The organism is Stutzerimonas kunmingensis (assembly GCF_032106285.1).
In the GTDB taxonomy this organism is placed as follows: domain Bacteria; phylum Pseudomonadota; class Gammaproteobacteria; order Pseudomonadales; family Pseudomonadaceae; genus Stutzerimonas; species Stutzerimonas kunmingensis_B.
The window spans coordinates 1-3,958 of record NZ_DAMCPO010000063.1 but is presented as its reverse complement, the minus strand read 5'-3'; the positions used below and the strand labels follow the sequence as shown (position 1 = coordinate 3,958).

4 protein-coding genes are annotated in these 3,958 nt (G+C 62.0%); 1 reads left to right on the top strand and 3 read right to left on the bottom strand.

All coding sequences use genetic code 11. From position 1 onward, the window contains the following. Window positions 1-402: 402 nt before the first annotated feature. Entirely contained in the window at window positions 403-759 is a 357-nt protein-coding gene (locus tag RT582_RS22325; protein ID WP_088476333.1) for a hypothetical protein, read from the bottom strand. 548 nt (window positions 760-1,307) lie between these two features. Beyond that, window positions 1,308-2,225: a LysR family transcriptional regulator gene (locus tag RT582_RS22320; RefSeq protein ID WP_313480076.1), complete on the bottom strand. Its 918-nt coding sequence runs from the start codon at window positions 2,223-2,225 to the stop codon at window positions 1,308-1,310. Window positions 2,226-2,322: 97 nt separating this feature from the next. Between RT582_RS22320 and RT582_RS22315 the strand changes: the two genes are divergently transcribed. Continuing rightward, window positions 2,323-3,162 carry a type 1 glutamine amidotransferase domain-containing protein gene (locus RT582_RS22315; RefSeq protein WP_088476331.1) on the top strand — a complete coding sequence of 280 codons (840 nt, stop codon included), beginning with the start codon at window positions 2,323-2,325 and terminating at the stop codon, window positions 3,160-3,162. 136 nt (window positions 3,163-3,298) lie between these two features. Here RT582_RS22315 and RT582_RS22310 read toward each other — a convergent pair whose 3' ends face one another. Next, window positions 3,299-3,916, bottom strand: coding sequence for a hypothetical protein (locus RT582_RS22310; protein ID WP_313480073.1), 618 nt, complete (start codon window positions 3,914-3,916; stop codon window positions 3,299-3,301). Window positions 3,917-3,958: the final 42 nt, after the last annotated feature.

The following is a 3,958-nucleotide window of genomic DNA, read 5'->3' as shown; positions in this document are numbered from 1 at the left end:
TATGTATTATTCGTTCGCGCGCCAATTATCCCTTTAGTGCCTACTGCGCGACTGAAAAGAAGTCGCCGCTCAGCGCCCTGGGAATCACTTGCGCATCGCTCCCATCGGCACCAAGCCGCACTGCCCTTGGGGGCTGTCCTCTAAGGCATTCACAAATTAGTTGGCATGTTAGATCGTCAATGACCATCCCCGAAGGAGCCGTTTCCGAACAAAAGGGATTGCTAGAGTGAGTCTGTTCCAAACATCGGAGCTCCGACGGGATGTTGTCGGAACCTGATGTCACGCGTTGGCTCGTCCAAACGAGTTCGTGAGCTGTAGTGAAATCGAATAGGACCTCCGTTCCCGGTCTGATATGGGTATTTTCTTTTCAGGCAGAATTCTATAAGCAGGCAACGGCGCGCGTCACTCCGGCCTAACCTCCCGGCACGCCCACTCAGCCAGCCCGCGGCAAGCCAGAAAGAGCCCATCGACAGTTCCCTCATCCAGATGCCGCTCTGGCTCCGCTGCCACCCGGCAGCGGTCTGCCGAGTGCAGTACCTCCAGCACGGTCAGCAGACCCACCAACGCGCGCTCTGTCCTCGCCAGGCTCGCGCGGCGGCCGGGTGATACATCGGTTTCTGGCCAAGGATGCCCATCCGCCCCCTCGCAGCCGCGCATGCGCTTGAGGATGCCGAGCAGGGAGTTCAGGTCGGGCAGGGGAGTGTCGTCGTTGATGGGTTCAACAACGGTGTACGAAGAGAAGGTGTCGGATTCGTTCATGGCGTCGGCTTCCGTGGCTGTGCTTAACAGTGCCACCGTGAAGGGTGGCGGACGATGCGTGGCTGCAAACCGGAAGAAGCGATGTCATAAGACCGGCGGGCCCGAGGGCCCCCACGCACCGCCCGCCATACAGGCCGACGGATTGCCCGCCGGCACCGGTTAAGGACGGTGCCGACGGGCAAGCGCAAACTACAGACATCGCTTTCTTCGGGTTTGCGGACCCGACCACCCTTTGTCGGTGGCGCGCCATGGTGTTTACGCCGCCGCTTCGAATGCCAATAGAGATTCGCGAAGGAATCGCGGAATTCGAGAGCGAACAACTATTGTGGCACGCGCCGTTCGTGCAGCACGCGACGCCACAAGACGTATTCGTGCAGATGCGCTGCTGATTGCGAATCAAAGTGGCGCAATCGCCAATGCCCCAAGCGGATTACGCGACGTCGTTCTTTGCAACAGTTCTTAGTCCGCCCCGGCAAGCAGCGGCGCCGGATCAGCCTCAGATACCGAAAAGCGGTTCAAACCCGACAACGATAACAAGCTTCGAAGCTTCAACCAGCGCGATCCTCAGCCGCATTCCCCACCAACAACTCAATCATCGCCCGCGCCGCCGCCGACTGTCGTCGATGCGGCGCATAGATCACCGAGAACGGCCGCGATCTTCCCCGCAGCTGCGGCAGTACTTCCACCAGCTGCCCACGCTGCAACCGCTCGCGCACGATGAACTCGTAGCTCTGGCAGATGCCAATGCCCTGTTCGGCCAGCGACACCACGCCCAGCACATCGTCGGAGGTCTCGATGGACGAACGCGGCAGCCAGTCCACGTCGCGCCCGTCGTCGCGGAAGATCCACGGCGCCAACCGCCCGGTGCGCGGCATCACGAACGGCAGGCACAGGTGCTGGTGCAGGTCGTCCAGCGTCTGCGGCGTACCCCGGCGCTGCAGATAGTCCGGCGCGGCCACCAGCAGCAGTGGGGCGTCTTCCAGCTTCCGCCCCACCAGCCCGCTGTCCGGCAGCTGGCCCAGGCGGATGGCCAGATCGAAGCCTTCGGCCACCAGGTCCACGTTGCGGTTGGTGATGTTCAGTTCCACCTGCACCTGCGGGTACTGCTGCGCAAAGCGCGCCAGCACGGGCGGCAGCCGGTAGTGGCCATAGGTGGTGGGCACGCTCAGGCGCACGCGGCCGGCCAGCGCACCGTCCTGGGCCAGTACGTCGCGCTCGGCGTCGTCCAGCAGCCCGAAGGCGGTGCGCACCTGTTCCAGATAGAGCCGCCCGGCGTCGGTCAGGCCCACGCGGCGGGTGGTCCGCTGCAGCAGCTGCCGGCCCAACCGCGCTTCCAGCCGGGTGACGGCGCGGCTCAGCACCGAGGGCGTGGTGGACAGTGCCACCGCACCGGCGGTGAACGAGCCGTGCTCGACCACCGCCAGGAACACCTCCACATCGCCCAGGTAGTCGAACTTGCGGCTCATTTGGCTCTCCGGGGAACAGATGTTTTGCGATGGGGCCAATTTATCGCCGCTGGGGCGATGAATAAAGTAGCAGCCATTCCCCGATTGGAGCGACCCCATGAACCTGATGACCCGGCTGGCCGCAGCGCTGGCCCTGACCCTGGCCGCCACCGGCGCGCAGGCCGCCAACGTGCTGGTGGTGCTGTCCGACGAAAACCACCTGGACCTGAAGGACGGCAAGGTGCTGTCTACCGGCTTCTATCTCAACGAGCTGATGCAGCCGGTCAAGCTGCTGCTGGACGCGGGCCACGAGGTGACCTTCGCCACGCCGCAGGGGCGGGCGCCGACGGTGGATACGTCCTCGGTGACGTCGGCGTACTTCGGCAACGATGCCGCGCAGCTGAAATTGCACCAGGATCTGCTGGAGAAACTGGCACTGACCTCGCCGACGGCCTCGCCGGTGGTCAGCCTGGCACGCATCGAGCAGCAGGGCTACACGCGTTTCGATGCGGTCTACATTCCCGGTGGCCACGCGCCGATGCAGGACCTGCTGAAGAGCCCGGCGCTGGGCCGGTTGCTGGCCGACTTCCACCAGCGCAACAAGACCACGGCGCTGGTCTGCCATGGGCCGATCGCGCTGCTGTCCACGTTGCCGGATGCGGGTGGTTTTGTGGCGAAGCTGGAAGCGGGTGCGATGCCGGCCACGCCGAAGTGGATCTACAGCGGCTACCAGATGACGGTGATCAGTAACCAGGAGGAAGAGCAGGCCAAGCCGCTGCTGGGCGGCGGTGAGATGAAGTTCTACCCGCAGACCGCGCTGCAGCGGGCGGGGGCGCGGTTCAGCAGCAACACTACGCCGTGGACGGGGCATGTGGTGGTGGACCGCGAGCTGATTACCGGGCAGAACCCGGCTTCGGCGCTGGAGGTGGGGCAGCGGTTGGTTGAGCGGTTGAAGTAGGGCGGCGGTTTCGAAACGCTTACGCTCTCTGCGCAATCCTGCGCTAAGCGCGCGGAATATCCGGAAATGGATCTGGGGCACGCAGGCTTATGGCGGGCCATTGCATACGGTGATCAGAATCAAGTTGTCCCCGGATTCACTTTCGGCGACGGCCAGCTGCCGTTTTTTCCTCTGGTGGATCAATAATGGCGAGCATGGCCTGTCTGCCCCCTGTCTTGTTCGCCGCCAAAATATCTTTCAGGAGTGAAGCTGATTGGCTGCTAGTGCCAATCCAGCCAGACTTTGCCAGTTGGATGAACTCCGAATTGTTCAAGTATCGCGGGCAATTGTGATAGCCAACTGCTGTGCCTCCGCGGCTATTCGCGGCTTCGGGTAACTGAAGAAACTCGTCCAGGTGATCGGATGACATAGTGATGCCTGGTATCAGACTTTCGTCGCGCGAATTTGGGCGAAACTGCTCGCAGAATTTGAAGAAGAAAGGATCTGCGCTTAGCCTATAACTCCAAAGTGATGGTGGCGGCAGATCTCTTTGCCTCGCTACGGCGGCTTTAAAGTTCTTAGCTTTCTGCAGCTGGGAGAGCAGGTCTGATGAGGGTGGGATCGGGTAACTCCAGCCCTTTGGTTCCTTTTGCATGCGCTTGTACTGCAGAAGGATGTAGTTGTCGTGAAGGCAATTGTAGATCAGAAGGTCGATGCCAAGAACGGTTTCCAGGTCAGTCTGGTCCGTTACGATAACCCGGATGTTGGCGCGCACTTAAAACTGACCCAGGCTGCGCGTTGAACTTTGACCCACCCG

What these genes read in the sequence shown, in the direction of transcription:
- RT582_RS22325 (WP_088476333.1), bottom strand. Translation starts at nt 759, where the DNA reads ATGAACGAATCCGACACCTTCTCTTCGTACACCGTTGTTGAACCCATC.
- RT582_RS22320 (WP_313480076.1), bottom strand. Translation starts at nt 2,225, where the DNA reads ATGAGCCGCAAGTTCGACTACCTGGGCGATGTGGAGGTGTTCCTGGCG.
- RT582_RS22315 (WP_088476331.1), top strand. Translation starts at nt 2,323, where the DNA reads ATGAACCTGATGACCCGGCTGGCCGCAGCGCTGGCCCTGACCCTGGCC.